Source organism: Nocardia thraciensis, assembly GCF_054782435.1.
On sequence record NZ_BAAGSM010000023.1, the window covers coordinates 76,762 to 90,592 of the forward strand.

The window sequence follows — 13,831 nt, forward strand, 5'->3', positions numbered from 1 at the left end:
AGAAGAACGGGCGTGTCCGAGAAGAACGCACGTGTCCGAGAAGAACGCACGCGCACGAGAAGAACGCACGCGCACGAGAAGAACGGACGTGTCGGAGAAGAACCGCACGCGCACGAGAAGAACAGACGTGTCCGAAGGGAGCAGACGCGCCCGGGGGTATCCGAGGGGAGCGGGCGCGTGTCCGAGGGGAACGGGCGTGTTCGGGAGGAGCGGATGGGTTGGGCCGGGAATGAGGGAGTCGGGGGGAGCGGGTGGGCGGGGTGTTGGGTTACTCGGGGTGAGGCGGTGGAATACCAGGTTCGGCCAGGATCTCGTTGAACACCTTGGTTGCGTGGTGGAAATGCTGGGTGGTGGAGTGGGCTTCCAGGGCGGCGGCGTCGGTCCACTCCTCGACCACGATCAGGTGCGCGGGGGCGTTCGGGTTCATGAACGGCTGGTAGCAGGTAGGAGGACCCACGCCGAAAAGAAGGCAGGAGGACCCCACGCCGGGGTGAGGGTAGGAGGACCCCACGCCGGGGTGAGGTAGGAGGGCCCTACGTCGGGGTGATCCTGTCCTGAATTTCCGGCGCGCTCTTGGCCGGAATCCCTACCCCTACTTGGTGTCGCTGTCGATGAGGAGGCGGCCGCCGCCCGCGTCGACGACGCGCAGCTGTGCTTCCTTACTCTTGCCGCCGTAGCTGACATTGGCCACCGACATGTCCACGGAGCCATCGGAATTGGTGCTGCTGCCGCCGCGGGCGCCCTCGATGGTCGAGTATCGCGTGATTCGATTCTGCGTCCAGTAGGTCGAGAAGGCCTGCTGGCTGCCGTAGACCTGCTGGGCCGCCGGGGTCAGCCGGTTCCAGGCATCGGAGAACTGCTGTTCGACGAGTTCGCCGTAGAACTTGTCGATCATGTCGGCGGCTCCGCCGACCGTGGCCTGCCCGACGCTCTTGGTCTGCCCGAGCGCGCCCGAGTTGGGCGCGCTGCTGCGGGCGGGGGCGCTGGTGGCGGCCGAACCGCCCTGCGACGGGCTGGTGCCGGTGTTCGGCGGGGAGAACAGGAAATACAGTGCGGCCGCGACGATTCCGAGGCCGACAACGAATCCGCCGACCAGCGCCCACCGGCGGCCGGGGGCGGGAGCGGCGGGGGGCGGCGCGGAGGGCACCGGATTCGAGCGGGTGGCCGGATGCGCACTGCCGCGGGCGGGCCGCACCGGCGGCAGGTCCGGCTCGGAAACCGGTGCGGCCGTGGCCATCATCTCCGCGGTGGAGATATCGGCCTGGGCCGCACGGCGATCCAGGGTCGGGGTGGCGTGGCGGCGCGCAGTGGTCCGGTGGGTGGCCAGCATCCGGGTGGTCTCGTCGCCCGCTCCGAATTCGGCGAAGTCGGCCAGCTCGTCGCGCACCTCGGTCATGCTGGGCCGGTCCTCGGGCTCGAAGCTCAGCAGCGACAGCAGCAGATCGGTGAGCGGGCCCGCATTACGCGGCTCGCTGAGCTGACCGTTGGCCGCGGCGTACAGCAGCGCCAGCGGATTCGGGTTGGTGCCGTAGGGGGGTTCACCCTCCAGCGCGTGGAAAAGCGTTGCGCCCAGGGCGAATACGTCGGCGGCGGGGGTCGGCTCCGCACCGCGGGCCACCTCGGGCGCCAGATACGCGGCGGTGCCGGAGATCAGGCCGGTGGCCGTGAGGGTGACATCGCCCTTCGCCTTCGAGATGCCGAAGTCGGTGATCTTCACCGTGCCGTTCTCGCCGAGCAGCACGTTGCCCGGCTTGACATCGCGGTGCACGATGCCCGCTCGATGCGCGGCCACCAGGGCCGAGGCCACCTGCTCACCGATCCGGGCCACCTGCGGCAGCGGCAGCGTGCCCTGCGACGACAGCACCACCGCCAGGCTCTGCGACGGCAGGTACTCCATGATCAAGCAGGGATCACCGCTGTGATCGGTGATGTCGAAGACGACGATCGCGTTCGGGTGCTGGAAGCGGGCGGCGTTGCGAGCCTCACGGGAGGCACGCTGCCGCACGATCTCCTTCTCGCCCGGCGGCAGGCTGGGCTGGGTGAGGATCTGCTTGATGGCGACGGACCGTTCCAGCCGCTCGTCGACGGCACGCCAGACGACGCCTGTGCCGCCGCTACCAATCCGCTCGACCAGGCGGTAATGCCCTGCGATCACTTGGCCGGTTTCGATGGCACTACTCCGAGTTCTCCGCGATCCGTGACTTACCGCGCACGGGGTTGCCCGCGCGTTCCTCGGACGAGTGTAGCGGGCCGGACGGGCGGGTCTGTCGCCGGAGCGACATCCGTGTGAAATATGTACGAATGCGCTGAGATGCGGGTGAGATCACCGTGCGACAGAGCTGAGATACGGTGTGTCCTATATCACTTTCGGGTCACTGTTGCTCTGAGATCACAGGAGTCAGCGCTGGGCCCGCAGGAAGCGGCCCGCCGCATCCACCGCCGTGCCGGAACTGCCCGCGTCGCTGACGAATACGGCCACCGCCAGATCGCCATCGATGCCGACGAACCAGCCGTGCGCGTGTTTGTCATCGATGTACTCCGCGGTGCCGGTCTTGCCGAGCATGCCCGGGATATCGCGCAGCTGGGTGGCGGTGCCGTCGGTGATCGTCTCACGCATCATCGCCTTCACCTGATCGGCGACGGTCCGCGGGAGGGGTTCCGGGGTCCGGTCGGGTACGCCCGGCCTGCCCGCGACGATGGCCGGGGCGGGCACCGAACCGTGCGCCAGCGACGCGGCCACCAGCGCCATGCCGAACGGTGTGGCGGTCACCTTGCCCTGTCCGATCCCCTCCTCGACGCGCAGGGCGGGGGTGTCGGCGACCGGCACCTTGCCGGTGACGGTCGTCATGCCGGGCGCCGTGTAGTCGATGCCGAGCCCGAGCTGAGCGGCCGCCTCGGTGAGGCCGTCCGGCGGCAGGTTCACCGCCAGCCGCCCCATCGTGGTGTTGCAGGACCGGGCGAACGCCGTGTGCAGCGGCACCGTGCCGAGGTCGAAATTGTTGTCGTTGGGGATCTGGCGGCCCTCGATGTTCGAGGTACCGGGGCAGGCCACCATCGTGTCGGGGGTGACCTGGCCGGTCTGCAGCGCCTCCGAGACGGTCACCGTCTTGAAGGTCGAACCCGGCGGGTACAGACCGGTCAACGCGATCGGGCCCTGGGCGTCGGCGGGCGGGTTCTGGGCGAGGGCGAGCAGACTTCCGGTCGAGGGCTGCATGACCACCATGGCCGCCGGGGTCGGGATCGGCGCCAGGGCCGCGTCCGCGCTGCGCAGCATGCCGGTATCGAGGGTGCTGGGGATGTCGGCGACCGGTTTCGGATCCTCCCCACCGACCCGCTGCGTACCGCCCGCGGTCGTGGCACGCACCGCCCAGCCCGACGCCGCGTCGGTGTTCTGCTGCCACAGCTCCGACAACCCCGACAGCGTCGGCGAGTTCAGCTCCTTGTCGGCGGCCAGCAGCCGGGTCTGCGGGGCCAGGGTGACGTTCGCCAGCGCGGCCAGCCGGTCCTGGATCGGATCCAGGTCGGCCTGGCGCAGCGTAACCGCGGTGACCGGTTTGCCCTGCGCCCCGGCCAGTTCCGACTGCAGCGACGCGGCGCTGATGCTGGAGTCGAGCGGATTCAGCAGCGCCGCAACGGCATTCACGTCGGCGCCCGGAGCGACGTTGACCAGGGTGACGACCTGCTCGGTCAGCAGGTCGGCGCCGGTGCGATCGGTTACGCGCGCAGCGGGATTCGGGGCCACGGCGCTGTAGCTCAGTGGCCCGGCGTCCGAGCCGGGGGCGACGGTCGCCGGATTCCAGCGGATCTTCCAGTCGTCACCGGACTCGTCGGCCGCGCCGGTGGTTCGATACGTCCACTGGTTCTTGCCGTCCGGGCCGAGCTTCCAGGTGGCGGCGAGGGAGAAGGTGGCTCCCCCGTCGGCCTTCTCGATCTTGTCGACCTGGAAATGCACGTCTCTGCCGAGGCTGTCGTACAGCTTGGCGAGGGTGTCCGACGCCCGCGCCGGATCGGAGGTGACGGCCGCCGCGGCGGCGGCATCGTTACGGTTGAGGGCGTCCGCGAAATCGTTCACGGTGCTGTCGAGGCGGTCGGCGGACTTGTCCGAGCAGGCGGCCAGGGCCAGGACCGGGGTGGCGAACAGGGCGAACAGTTTCATACCGGTGCGCACGCGCCCGACCCTACCGGCTGAACGGCCCGTGCCCGGGAGCGCTCGCTGGGTGCCACGCGATCAAGTCGGTGGTCCAGCCCACGCTCGGCTCAGTGGTACAGCGCGGGCGACGCGACGAGCGTTGCGATGTCGGCGTCGTCGAGTTCGATGGCGAAGACCTCGGCAAGCGTCTTCGGCAGCTCGGACGGTTCCAGTTCGCGAGACTGCGCGCTGCCGTCCGGGTACTCCGACATCCAGGTGGTGCCGTCGATGACGTGATGCACCTCGGGCAGGAAACGCTGCACGTAGGGGCGGGTCACGAACGGTGACCGCGGTGAGGTGGAGACGAAGTGGTTGCCGACCACGTAGTCGATACGGTACTGCGGGTTGGTCGTGAAGGTGTAGCGCGCGACCCAGCCGTCGCGCGCGAAGTGGTGCACGGCCCACAACTCGCTGTCGAGTTCACCGCGAGCGCGCTCCACGCGCAGCCGCCACTCCCCCGCCTTCACCTCGCCACGGTCGGAGTTCAGTTCCAGCGGCTCGAGCGGTCCGGCGCCGAAGCCCACGTCGCACAGCCACACTCGGTCGTCGTCGGCCGCGGTGACCCGCGCCAGCGCGTGGGTGGCCGGTGTCAGGCTGCGCATTTGGCGGCGGGTGGTGGCGGTGGCGCTGTGGTGATGTCGCGGGCGATATCGATGAGGTAGTCGCGGTTGCCGCCGTCGATCGGTTCAGTGTCGCCGAGGAGGCACTCGACGACGCAGCCGCTCTCGAAGAAGGGCGGGCCCACGCCGTGGTCGCCGGGGACCACCGTGCCGGACAGGTCGGTGCCTGTCGCGATCGTGTAGAGGGAGGTCGGCCTGCCCGCCGCGGTGAGTGCCGCGCGCATTTCCAGGCTGTTCTCATAAGGCACGAGGCTGTCGGCGGTGCCGTGGACCATGAAGGCGCGGCGGACCTCGATCTTGTGGGCCTGCAGGGCGGGCGAGCGGTCGGCGTAGGCCTGCGGGCAGGCTACCGGCGGGCAGCCTCCGGCATCGCGTTCGATCTGCCCACGCAGGTCCGGGGCGATCCGGTCGGCACGGGCCCAGGCGGTGAAATCGTCTGCGGGACCGAAGGCGTCGACCCAGTAGTCGAACAGGCCCGGCGGTGCGGACGCCGCGGCCAAACCGCTCGTGGCGCCGCCCTGGCTCCAGCCCCACAGCACGGTCCGCGCGATCGAGGGGTGCTCCTCACGGTAGCGGCGGGTGGCGGCGAGCACGTCGTCGCGGCCCGCGCGCAGGTTCCAGTCGCCGGTACGCCAGACGCTGTCCGCGCTGCGCATATCCATCGACAGCAGCGGCGTCTCGGTGCGCCGCACCAGCGCGCCGAGATAATCCGCGAAGTCGGCGGAGGTGTTGTCGTGGCCGTGCACCGCCACGACGAGGCCCCGGGGCGCCGTATCGCCTTCGGCGCATCTGTATGGCTCGTAGACACGGCCCGTGGCAGGTTCACCGTCCACGGTGACCGTCACCGGCCGCACCGCGACCCGCACCGCACACCCGGGTTCGGCCGAAGCCTGAGGCGCCACAACGCCTGTCACCGCCAGCACAGCCAACAGCAGCAACCGCACCGGTCTGCCGTATCCACGCCTCACGACCGCATCATCGCACCCGGAGCCACCGGCACCGACACGACTCGACCCGGCGTGCCTCTACCCCTGCGTTATTTCCGGCATGCTCTTGGCCGGAATCCAGGTGCACGGCAGGATTCCGGCCGAAAGCGCGCCGGAACGACGATGGGCGACCAGGACCGGTCCCCGTGGATGTTCCTGGTGGGTGACGAGCGCGGGTGTTGTGCGCTTAGGATTCGTTCATGCGTTCGATGGACACTGGGCAGCGGCGGGCACGCGTCGGCGTGCGGCATTTGCTGGCGCATGCGGCGAGGGTTGACGATGCCGCCGCAGTTGCCGAGGCGATGGTGGCGTTGCATGCCACCGATCCGGCGACGGTGTACCTCTCGGTGGCCGCACGCAGCCGCGGGCTCGAGCCTTCGCACGTGGAGCGGGCGCTCTACGAGGATCGGACGCTGCTGCGCATGCTGGCCATGCGGCGCACCATGTTCGTGGTCCCGGTCGATCTGCTGCCCGCGCTGCAGTCCGCGGTCGCCGACGGGCTGGCGGACAAGCAGCGTCGCACCTATGGGCGCTATCTGGAACAGGCCGTCGACGGCGATATCGCGAGCTGGCTGGCGGAGGTGGAGCAGGAGACACACCGCGAGTTGCTGGCCCGCGGCAGCGCCACGGGCGCGCAGCTGTCCGCCGCCGTGCCGCGGCTGCGGACCCAGGTCGACACCGCGCCCGGCAAGGCGTATTCCAAGCCGACCAACATCACCACCTGGGTGCTGGTCATGCTCGGCTGCGCGGGACATATCGTGCGGGGCCGCCCCAACGGCAGCTGGGCGAGCAGCCAGTACACCTGGGCCCCGATCGAATCCTGGCTGCCCGCAGGGGTTTCCGCGGTTCCGATCGAGCGGGCCCGCACCGAACTCGTGCGCCGCTGGCTGCACGCCTTCGGACCGGCGCCGATCACCGACCTGAAGTGGTGGACCGGATGGTCGCTGGGCGACGTGCGAAAGTCCCTGGCGCACCTCGACATCGCCGAGGTCGACCTCGACTGCGGCACCGGCATCGCACTGGCCGACGACCTCGAGCCGGTGGCCGCGCCCGAGCCGTGGGCGGCGCTGCTGCCCGCGCTGGATCCCACGCCGATGGGCTGGCAGTCGCGCGACTGGTTCCTCGGCCCGCACGCACCCGCGCTGTTCGACCGCAACGGCAATATCGGCCCGACCGTGTGGTGGGACGGGCATATCGTCGGCGGATGGGCGCAGCGCAAAGACGGCGAGATCGTGTGGCGGCTACTGGAAGACGTCGGCGCCGACGCGCGGGCGCGGATCGCGGCGGAGTCCGAGCGCATGGGCGCGTGGTTCGGCGAGGTGCGCGCGATACCCCGGTTCCGCACGCCGCTGGAGCGCGAGCTGACCGCCTGAGCCGAGACCGATCGCCCCGCAGCGAGCGCGCTTGTGGCCGGGAGGCTCGGCGCCCCCATAACATCCGGGCTTTTCCTGTCGGTGATCTCTGTTAGCGTCTGCCTGTCGATGTTCAGGTCCGATAGCCAGGTCATGCGGGGTCACCGGGCAGATCCAGGGGGTTAGTACCATGCCGCTTGCCAGCGCTACTCCGAAAGTCTTGCGCAACACCATGTTCCGCGACGCCGCCGTGGGCGTGTGCGCCCTGGTCAGTGCCACCGGCGCCGACCCGGCCGATCGGAGGCGGGTCGCCCACCGTGTCGGCGCCGCACCGGTGCTGGACCACTTCCCAGCGCAGGACCTGCGAAACCTGTTCGAGGACAACTGGCTCCGGCTCACCCTCGATCCCGCCTTCGGGCGGGCCTATGTGCTGCACCAGGTCGCCCGGGTCACCGAGCGCCCCGTCCAGGCTCGCGCGGCGGTCCGGGCGGGTATCGAAATCACCGAATCGACAGGCGCGTTCGACGCCCGCGAGACCGCCGCCCTGCGCGAATGCTGCGGCGTACTGCGACTGGCCCCAGGCGAGTTCGGGCTCTGAGCGGGCTACATGTCGAGCCCGAGGTCGAGCACGCGCACCGAGTGGGTGAGCGCCCCGACCGCGAGGTAGTCCACGCCCGTGCGGGCGTAGTCCGCGGCGACGTCGAGCGTCAGCCCGCCCGAGGATTCGAGCTTCGTCCGCGGCGAGCGGGCGTCGCGACGCTGCACCGCCGCCTGGGTGGCCCACAGCGGAAAGTTGTCCAGCAGCACCAGTTCCACGTCCTCGGCCAGCACCTCATCGAGCTGCTGCAGGCTGTCCACCTCGACCTCGCAGGCGATATCCGGGGCCAGCTCCCGCACCGCGCGCAGCGCCGCGACCACCGAACCGGCGGCGACCACGTGGTTGTCCTTGATGAGCGCCGCATCGCCGAGGCCCATCCGGTGGTTGACCCCGCCGCCGGCGCGCACCGCGTACTTCTGCAGGGAACGCAGGCCCGGCAGCGTCTTTCGGCTGTCGCGGACCCGGCAGCGCGTCCCGGCCACCGCCTCGACCCACGCGGCGGTGACGGTGGCGATGCCGGACAGGTGACACACCAGGTTCAACATGGTGCGCTCGGCGGTCAGCAGCCCGCGGGTCGGCGCGACCAGATCCAGCACCGCATCCCCGGGCGCCACCCGGGCGCCGTCGGAGACCCGTTCGGTGATCTCGTAGGCGCCCGCGCCGATCACCTCGTCCAGTACCAGCAACCCCACGTCCAGACCCGCCACGGTCCCGTGCTGTCGCGACACCATCGACGCCTTCACCGCGGCGTCCGCGGGAACCGTTGCCGCCGTGGTGATATCGGGTCCGTACCGCAGATCCTCGTCCAGCGCGGCGCGGATCAGCGCCAGCACCTCGTCCCGGTCGAGTCCGGCATCCAGGGCCATTACTGCACTCCTTTGTTCCACTGCGGGCACGTCACACTCGCGACGCCGCGAGGTGATCGGGTTCGCCGGTCGGCCCCGCCGCGTCGGTGGCCAGTTGCGGGCGGCCGTCCGGCCCGAGACGGACGGGGAGGCTGCGGCGCAACTCATCGCGGGTGTCGGCGTGATCCGAGCGGGTGTGGCAGCCCCGGCTCTCGGTGCGGGCCGTCGCGGCGACCAGGAGTGCGCGGGCGGCAAGGGTGAGGGCGGCATCCTCCAGTGCGGTGACCACCCGCGCGGTCGCCCCGGCCCCGTCCGGTTCTGTCCGCTCCCTCGAATTACCTTCCACCCGTGCGTCCTCCGATTCCCGAATCGCGAGATCGCGCCCCTGGGAAACGACCCGAGCACCGGATCCCCGACCCCGGCGGTCGGCATCCGCCACCGGGGACAGGCTGATCGGCTCCGACAGCAGTTGCAGCAGCCGCAGCACCGCCGAGCGCAAGCCGTCACCGTCACGCACGACCGACGCGTGCTCGGTCATCAACTCCCGCAAGAACTTCCGATCCGCCCGGGGGAAGGTGACCGCACCGAGTTCGCTGATGCGCCCCGCACCGCCGCGCCGCTCCGCCGCCGCGGCACCGGCACGCTCGCCGACCACCAGGCCTTCGAGCAGACTGTTGGACCCGAGGCGATTGCCGCCGTGCAGGCCGGTCCGGGCGACCTCCCCCGCGGCGTAGAGCCCGGGCACCGCGGTGCGGCCGTGGGTATCGGTGACCACGCCGCCGCACTGATAGTGCGCGGCCGGTGCCACGGGGATGAGATCCGTACGCGGGTCGAGCCCGGCGGCCGCACACGACGCCGTGATCGTCGGGAACCGCCGCGCGAAGCCGTCGATCATTCGTGCGTCGAGAAAGACGTGATCGGCGCCGAGCGCGTGCATGCGCGCGGCGATCGCCCGCGACACCACATCGCGCGGGGCCAGGTCGCCGCGCGGATGCACACCGGCGGTGACCGACCTGCCCTCCGCGTCGACGAGGACCGCGCCCTCGCCCCGCACCGCCTCGCTGATCAGCGGCCGCTGGCCGAGCCCGCCGGCGGCGAACAGCACCGTCGGATGGAACTGCACGAACTCCAGATCGGCCACCGCCGCACCGGCCCGCAGTGCCAGCGCGATCCCGTCCGCGGTCGCACCGGCCGGATTGGTGCTGCACGCGTACAGCTGCCCCAACCCCCCGGTCGCCAGCAGCAGCGCCGGGGCGTGTACGACACCGAAACCCTTGTCCGACACCGCGATCACGCCGCGCACGCCCCCGGACCCGGTGACGACATCCACCGCGGCGGCGCCGAACAGCACCGGCAGCCCGGCCGTATTGAGTGCCCGCTGCACCTCCGCGCCGGTGGCATCGCCGCCCGCGTGGATGATGCGCCGGGTGCTGTGCCCGCCCTCGCGCGTGCGCGAGATCTGGCCGTCGCGACCCAGGTCGAACACCGCCCCGAGATCGGTGAGCGCGGCCACCGCGTCCCGGCCGCCCTCGACGATGGAGCGCACCGCCCCCGGATCGCAGAGGCCGACGCCCGCCGCGAGGGTGTCCTGCACATGCGCGTCCACCGAATCACCCTGCGGCGCGACGACGGCGATGCCGCCCTGGGCGTACTGCGTGGAGGTGTCGGCCGGGCCGCCCTTGCTCAGGGTCAGCACCCGCAGTCCGCGCAGCGAGGCCGTGCGGGCGGCGGTGAGGCCGGCGACCCCGCCGCCGACCACCACCAGGTCGGCGTCCGCCTCCCAGGCGATCGACGGGATACTCATCGCGCGGACGCCCTGTTCACTCGCCGCCGCCGGGATTGCCGATGGCGATCATCCGCCGCACCGAGCTGCGGCCCAGCGCGGCGGTCTCGGGATCGACGTGCACCTCGTCGCGGTTCTCCACCAGGCAGCGCAGCAGTGCCGCCGGGGTGATCATCTTCATGTACTTGCAGGAGGCGCGGTCGTTGACCGCCTGGAAGTCGATTCCCGGTGCGGCCCTGCGCAATTGGTGCAGCATGCCGACCTCGGTGGCGACCAGCACCTGATTCGACTTCGCCGCCCGGGCCGCGTCGATCATGCCGCCGGTGGACAGGATGTGCACCCGGTCGGCCGGGAAGGCGCCCTCGCCAGCCAGGTACAACGCCGACGTGGCGCAGCCGCATTCGGGATGCACGAACAGTTCCGCGTCCGGGTGGGTGCGCGCCTGCTCGGTCAGCTCATCCCCGTTGATGCCCGCGTGCACGTGGCATTCACCGGCCCAGATGTGCATGTTCTCCCGCCCGGTCACGCGCTTGACGTGCGCGCCCAGGAACTGGTCGGGCAGGAACAGCACCTCGCGGTCCGGGTCGATGGACGCCACCACGTCCACCGCGTTCGAGGAGGTGCAGCAGATGTCGGTGAGCGCCTTCACCGCGGCGGTGGTGTTCACGTAGGACACCACCACTGCGCCGGGGTGTTCGGCCTTCCATGCGCGCAGATCGTCGGCGGTGATGGAGTCGGCCAGCGAGCACCCGGCCCGCTGGTCCGGGATCAGCACGGTCTTCTCGGGACTGAGGATCTTGGCCGTCTCCGCCATGAAGTGCACGCCGCAGAACACGATGGTGTCCTCGGGCGCCTCGGCCGCGATGCGCGACAGCGCCAGCGAGTCGCCGACGTGGTCGGCGACGTCCTGGATCTCGGGCAGCTGGTAGTTGTGCGCCAGGATGGTCGCGTTGCGCTCGCGCGCGAGGCGCTGGATCTCCTGCGCCCACTCCGGGCCGGCCTCCACCCCCGAATATCCCGACGGACCGTCCGTGACGCGCCCGGCAAACGTCATAGTCGCCATGGCATGGCTCCTTCCTCATGCGCTCGGCAGCCTCGCCGATTCGCATCCACCAGGTTTTCGACTTACAATCGAAAACGTGGCCCATGGTAGCACCATTCACGAATCGCTCACCGCGGTGTTCCAGGTTCGTCGCTTCCCCGACACCATCACCGCAGGTCAGGACGCCAGTGCACCGGTAGACCCCGAGGTGCCGCGGTGTGCGCCGGGCTGGCACACCGAACTGGCGGTGTTGCTATGGGAGCGGGCGATGGAGCCGCAGACCGGCACCTGGTCGCTGCCCGGCGGCCGCCTGCGCGACGACGAGGATCTCGACGTCTCGGCTCGCCGACAGCTCGCCGAGAAGGTCGACGTGCGCGAGCTGTGGCATATCGAGCAGTTGTCGGTCTTCAGCGATCCGGACCGCGTTCCCGGCCCGCGCCGCATCGCCTCGGCCTATCTCGGGCTGGTGCCGCTGTCCGCGGACCCGCACCTGCCGCCGGACACCCGCTGGCAGTCGGTCTCGTCGCTGCCGAACATGTCCTTCGACCACGGCACGGTCGTCCATCACGCCCGCACCAGGCTGGCGGCCAAGCTGTCCTACACCAATATCGCCTTCGCCCTGGCCCCTTCGCGTTTCACCATGTCGACGCTGCGCGAAATCTATTGCGCCGCCTTGGGATACGAGGTGGACACCACGAACCTGCAACGAGTCCTGAGCCGCCGCAAGGTGATTACACCCACCGGCGACACCGCCTCCCCCGGCAAGGCGGGCGGCCGACCCGCCGCCGTCTACCGTTTCACCGACGACGAGATCCGGGTGACCGACGAATTCGCCGCCCTGCGACCGCGCGGCTGAACCTTTTTATCTCGCCATATTCTGATGTACCGTTAACTAACGGCACAATAAGCGTCAGGAGGCGAAATGCTCGGTCTGGAACGTCGGCTCGGCCGACGGCGGCAACCAGGTCTGGAACATCGGCTCGCCCAGCTCATCGAGGAGACGAGACGCTCGGGCGACGGGGCGACCGTCGAGCGGGTGAGGGGTCTGCGGGACACCCTCGGCTTCCTGGACCAGGAGCTCGCGGCCACGACCGGCACCACCGCGCGGCGTCGCGAACTCGGCAGGCTGCGCCGGGAGGTGGGGCTACTGCTGGCCGAGGCCCACGCCCGCGCGGTGCTGGCGCGCGATTTCGGGTGAGCGGGATCCCGCAGGATCCGCAAGCAGCCAGCGATTTTCGGACCGTCGTGTCCGCCGGGGGCGGTTCAGCGGTCGCGGTCGACGCGTCGCGGCTCCTCGAGCCCGACGAGAAATGCCTCGGCATCACGGTGTGACCGCAGCCGGACGAACTCGAGGTGCCGGTAGGCCGGGTCGGCCTGCGCCGTCGCGTAGCGGACGCGATTTCTGGCGTGCGTTGTCCAAGCCCACATGATCACCGATCGTTCGGGGTTGGGCGACAACATGTTTCGCCAGTATTCTCGATTACCGTTCCACAGTTCACGGCCGGTCAGCGATCGACCCGCGGTGCGCTTGACGATCTGCAGCATGACCTGCGGGCGCGGCAGGTCGAACCAGACCACCGTGTCGGCGCGGCGCCACACCAGGTCTCCGAGCTTGCCCTGGTAGTTGCCGTCGACCACCCATGCGCCATGCGCGATCCGCGCGGCGACCGCGGCCCGGAACTCGGCCTCGGGCATCGGCGTCCAGTCCGCCTGGTGATGGATGGCGTCCAGCTCGATGTGCGGGATCCCGAGCCGCTGCGCGATACGGCGAGCCAGCGAACTCTTCCCGGAACCCGACGTACCGACCACCGAGATCCGACGCTGTACGGTCACCGACGCATTATCCACTCGGGCGCCCGCGCGCCACTCAGGTGGTCATGCGGACTCGGGGTTTCGGGGGTGGGGTGGTCGTGCGGCCGGTGAGGCGGCCTGCCGACCAGAAAATCGCCTCCACCACCCAGAACAGCAGCAGCCAGAGTTGGACGACGAGCACCGGGATCGCCAAGAAGACGGTGGACGGGATCGCTATGAGGAGGACCAGGGCGATGTCACCCGCGGTGGCGCCGCGCAGACCCGAGGCCAAGCGCACCGCGGCCCACATCATCCAGCGCTGCGGGACCGTCACGCCGGTCTCGCGCAGGGCGCGCCGGAACAGTCCGTCGGCGTCCGCGCGGCTCACCTCGCCGCCGCGGGTCAGATAGTCGTGCAGGATGGCGGCGCGGGTGAAGGCGCCATAGCGCGGGACCAGCCACACCAGGGCCCGGGGCACGGACGCGAAGTCGGTGCGGAATCCGGTGGGGACGATGAAAGTCTGGTACTCGCCCCGGTATTCGATGGGTTCGCGGACGCGCCAGGACTCGGCGTCGATGGCCTCGACGACCGGTCCGGTCCCGATGAACCCCACGGCCCGCCGCCT

At 70.3% G+C, this 13,831-nt stretch carries 14 protein-coding genes; 4 read left to right on the plus strand and 10 right to left on the minus strand.

Annotation, left to right across the window (positions count from 1 at the left end; genetic code table 11):
* Positions 1-268: 268 nt before the first annotated feature.
* The 5 genes from ACYVLQ_RS14095 to ACYVLQ_RS14115 all read right to left on the minus strand — a co-directional run bounded on the left by ACYVLQ_RS14095 (position 269) and on the right by ACYVLQ_RS14115 (position 5,777).
* On the minus strand, positions 269-427 hold the full coding sequence (locus ACYVLQ_RS14095; RefSeq protein ID WP_460697900.1) for a putative quinol monooxygenase: 159 nt from the start codon (positions 425-427) through the stop codon (positions 269-271).
* Positions 428-592: 165 nt separating this feature from the next.
* A complete protein-coding gene (locus tag ACYVLQ_RS14100) occupies positions 593-2,155 on the minus strand; it encodes a serine/threonine-protein kinase (RefSeq protein ID WP_460697901.1) in 1,563 nt (520 codons plus the stop codon).
* 243 nt (positions 2,156-2,398) lie between these two features.
* Positions 2,399-4,156 carry a penicillin-binding transpeptidase domain-containing protein gene (locus ACYVLQ_RS14105; RefSeq protein ID WP_460698251.1) on the minus strand — a complete coding sequence of 586 codons (1,758 nt, stop codon included), beginning with the start codon at positions 4,154-4,156 and terminating at the stop codon, positions 2,399-2,401.
* A 101-nt stretch (positions 4,157-4,257) separates the two neighbouring features.
* Positions 4,258-4,791 (minus strand): arylamine N-acetyltransferase family protein, encoded by a 534-nt coding sequence (locus ACYVLQ_RS14110; protein WP_460697902.1) that lies wholly within the window; start codon positions 4,789-4,791, stop codon positions 4,258-4,260.
* Positions 4,779-5,777: an alpha/beta hydrolase family protein gene (locus tag ACYVLQ_RS14115; protein ID WP_460697903.1), complete on the minus strand. Its 999-nt coding sequence runs from the start codon at positions 5,775-5,777 to the stop codon at positions 4,779-4,781. The genes ACYVLQ_RS14110 and ACYVLQ_RS14115 overlap by 13 nt, the downstream gene beginning before the upstream one ends.
* 218 nt (positions 5,778-5,995) lie before the next feature.
* Between ACYVLQ_RS14115 and ACYVLQ_RS14120 the strand changes: the two genes are divergently transcribed.
* Together ACYVLQ_RS14120 and ACYVLQ_RS14125 are read left to right on the plus strand one after the other, a co-directional pair.
* Positions 5,996-7,168, plus strand: a complete 1,173-nt coding sequence (locus tag ACYVLQ_RS14120; RefSeq protein ID WP_460697904.1) for a winged helix DNA-binding domain-containing protein — start codon at positions 5,996-5,998, stop codon at positions 7,166-7,168.
* A 199-nt stretch (positions 7,169-7,367) separates the two neighbouring features.
* Complete coding sequence (locus ACYVLQ_RS14125) at positions 7,368-7,745, plus strand: tellurite resistance TerB family protein (protein WP_460697905.1); 378 nt, start codon at positions 7,368-7,370, stop codon at positions 7,743-7,745.
* 5 nt (positions 7,746-7,750) lie between these two features.
* Here the strand turns inward: ACYVLQ_RS14125 and nadC are convergent, their stop codons facing one another.
* Genes nadC through nadA form a run of 3 tightly spaced genes read right to left on the minus strand, consistent with a single transcriptional unit; the run spans position 7,751 to position 11,436 of the window.
* The gene (gene nadC / locus ACYVLQ_RS14130; protein WP_460697906.1) at positions 7,751-8,611 is read right to left on the minus strand and encodes a carboxylating nicotinate-nucleotide diphosphorylase; all 861 of its coding nucleotides are present in this window, start codon (positions 8,609-8,611) and stop codon (positions 7,751-7,753) included.
* Positions 8,612-8,642: 31 nt separating this feature from the next.
* Entirely contained in the window at positions 8,643-10,394 is a 1,752-nt protein-coding gene (locus tag ACYVLQ_RS14135; RefSeq protein WP_460697907.1) for an L-aspartate oxidase, read from the minus strand.
* A gap of 16 nt (positions 10,395-10,410) precedes the next feature.
* Positions 10,411-11,436, minus strand: a complete 1,026-nt coding sequence (gene nadA, locus ACYVLQ_RS14140; protein WP_460697908.1) for a quinolinate synthase NadA — start codon at positions 11,434-11,436, stop codon at positions 10,411-10,413.
* A 76-nt stretch (positions 11,437-11,512) separates the two neighbouring features.
* On the opposite strand from nadA, the gene ACYVLQ_RS14145 reads away from it, so the two are divergent.
* Entirely contained in the window at positions 11,513-12,271 is a 759-nt protein-coding gene (locus ACYVLQ_RS14145; protein ID WP_460697909.1) for an NUDIX hydrolase, read from the plus strand.
* Between the two features lie 66 nt (positions 12,272-12,337).
* Entirely contained in the window at positions 12,338-12,613 is a 276-nt protein-coding gene (locus ACYVLQ_RS14150; protein WP_460697910.1) for a hypothetical protein, read from the plus strand.
* A 65-nt stretch (positions 12,614-12,678) separates the two neighbouring features.
* On the opposite strand, the gene ACYVLQ_RS14155 is transcribed toward ACYVLQ_RS14150, so the two are convergent.
* Complete coding sequence (locus tag ACYVLQ_RS14155) at positions 12,679-13,248, minus strand: P-loop NTPase family protein (RefSeq protein ID WP_460697911.1); 570 nt, start codon at positions 13,246-13,248, stop codon at positions 12,679-12,681.
* A gap of 34 nt (positions 13,249-13,282) precedes the next feature.
* Positions 13,283-13,819 carry a DUF1353 domain-containing protein gene (locus tag ACYVLQ_RS14160; protein ID WP_460697912.1) on the minus strand — a complete coding sequence of 179 codons (537 nt, stop codon included), beginning with the start codon at positions 13,817-13,819 and terminating at the stop codon, positions 13,283-13,285.
* Positions 13,820-13,831: the final 12 nt, after the last annotated feature.